The 681-nt window shown below is 60.9% G+C and carries 2 pseudogenes; one reads left to right on the top strand and one right to left on the bottom strand.

The features are described 5' to 3' along the window. A pseudogene (locus IE101_RS19940) lies at window positions 1-84 on the top strand (IS5/IS1182 family transposase); the annotation flags it as partial. Between the two features lie 152 nt (window positions 85-236). On the opposite strand, the pseudogene IE101_RS19945 reads toward IE101_RS19940, so the two are convergent. Then, window positions 237-572: pseudogene (locus IE101_RS19945) on the bottom strand (phage head morphogenesis protein); the annotation flags it as partial. Between the last annotated feature and the right edge of the window lie 109 nt (window positions 573-681).

Consider the following 681-nt stretch of genomic DNA (forward strand, 5'->3'; position numbering starts at 1 on the left):
CTATCGCCGCCGCAACCGCATCGAGATCATGTTTGGTCGCCTGAAAGACTGGCGCATCCCCGATCGATCCCGACAGGTGCGCCGGTGCGTGTATCGATCTCGCCCCAGTCTTCAGGCAGCTTCTTGTCTGGATCCCCCCCGAGCAAACGGGCGAGTTCCGGCGTCATGGCGCCACGAACCGAGCAGCCGCAGCCCCAGCCATTCGGCGGGAAGTGGGTCTTCCAGAACGGGTGATCGATCGGCAAAACGAGGCCGTCCCAGGCGAGGTGATCGAGCCGAGGATGTTCCGCACCGCTATGGCGGTAGACGAGGTATTTGAAGCCTTTTGCCTTGAGCTGCGCCCACCGCCCCGCTGCGTAAGAGGTGGAGATGTTGGTTTTCCAGATGACCTTTGTGCGCCAGGCCTCTCCCTTTGCAGAGCCTTCACCTGTCCAGCCATGCCATCCGTGTTTTTTGACGATGGCACGGAAATCCGCACGAAACTCCTCCAAGGTGCGCCCCTGAGATATCGCCCGGTCGACTGCAGAAGCGAGGTCAGCCAGCAAGTCTGCTTTGACGGCCCCCGCCACCATAAAGCCCTTGTCATGGGCTGGCCCTGCAATGTCATCCCATCGGGCTGTGGGGATCAGCGACTTGAAGAAGCTTTCGACGGCGGAATTGTCGTAGCAGTTGCCCTTGCCG

Origin of the sequence: Gemmobacter lanyuensis, from assembly GCF_014652355.1 — a bacterium.
Taxonomy (GTDB): domain Bacteria; phylum Pseudomonadota; class Alphaproteobacteria; order Rhodobacterales; family Rhodobacteraceae; genus Gemmobacter; species Gemmobacter lanyuensis.